1 protein-coding gene is annotated in these 1,427 nt (G+C 64.7%); it reads right to left on the reverse strand.

Annotated features, from left to right (window positions below; all coding sequences use genetic code 11):
* Window positions 1-1,427: hypothetical protein (locus ACED67_RS21590; RefSeq protein WP_395543805.1), on the reverse strand; the 1,427-nt coding region annotated here is incomplete at both ends.

Genomic DNA, 1,427 nt, shown 5'->3' on the forward strand with positions numbered 1-1,427 from the left:
AATTCGCCAGCCGTCGCGGTCTTTTCGGTCGCATAGGTCGAACCGCCGTTGTCGGTGCGCTCGATCAGGTAGGACGGAGAGGACACGCCGGTCCCGGCGATGAATTCCAGCAGGTCGCCGACTTCCGGCACGCCCCAGAGCTTCGGCGCGTTCGCAGAGACAGGAGCCGCCCCGGTCGAGAATGTCGCCGGGGTGCCGGAAACAACGGTCGCGTCCAGCGTCGCCGTGGGGGTCACGGTCGTCGTGCCGGTCGCTGGCGCAGTGAACGTCCAGACGCCCGGCACTCCGGGGGTGATCGTCACCGGCGAGCCGCCATTGACGACGCTCAGGCCGGGGGTGGCGTCGGTCGGGGATACCGTGACAGTCGCGGTGACGATCTGGCCCGCCGTGGGAGAAGACGGCGACAGGCTCACCGATGCCGTGATGGTCGGGGCCGCAGCGACAACCAGAGTGCCAGAGCCGGAAGGCCCGGCCCCTGCCGCGTTGGACGAGGACCATGTGTAGGGATAGGAGCCAGCCGGGAGCGTGCGGGTGTGAACGCCGGTTGTGGTCGTCGTCGTCACGCCGTTGATGGTCAGGCTGGTTGTGGCCGGGGTCGTGCCAGCCGCGAAGGAAAAGGCGAAAGTCGTGGTGTCTGTTTCGACCGGGCTTTCCGGGCTGATCGTCAGCGATGCGCCAGACAGGGCGACAGCCGATGCGCCTGCGCCGGGGCGAATGCCGATTACCCGTGTCATGGCAATGCGAGTCGCCGTCGGCCAAGCCGCCGGGTCCATCGTCGCGATTTCCTCTTGCCGGAAGCAGATGCCCACGCGGGCATCGGAGCTTTGGTTCCCGGTTTCGTGCGACTGGAACCCAGTCCAGCCCGAGGGGGCCGAAGTCTGGGCCGGGTATAGCCCGGAGTTGGCGACCAGCAGCATCCAGAGGACCTTTTCAGTCCCGTGCGTGTTCGTAACCGATGGCGCATCCAGCGTTAGTGTGCTGGCGCCGTAGTTCTCTGCGATGGCGCCAATGACCAATGTGTCGGTGATCGTCCCGGTATCAAGCCAGTCCTTGATAACGATGGGGAACCACTGCACAGCCTCACTGGCAGAGGTGATCGTCACGACTTCGTTTACGCTGGATGCCTTCTTGAAATAGACATGCAGCGACGGATCGCGCAGCGTGCCGGGGGAGACTTTTTCCCAGCCCGCCGGAGCACCCAGATCGGAAGTCCCGTCTGGCGAAATCACCAGACACAGCAGGTTCCCAATCGCATTGGTGAAGGTGATATTCCGAGTGGTGCCAGTGTCACTCCCAGAAGCGGGTGTGCCGACAAGAGAGGGGAAGGTTGACAGAGCCGCCACGCTGGCAGTCTTCTGATCCGAAGGCATGCCGATCCCGAGGTCAAAGACCCCGCGCAGCCGCACATTGTGCGATCCGACCGAGGC

This window comes from Neotabrizicola paludis (assembly GCF_044142105.1).
Taxonomy (GTDB): Bacteria; Pseudomonadota; Alphaproteobacteria; order Rhodobacterales; family Rhodobacteraceae; genus Pseudogemmobacter.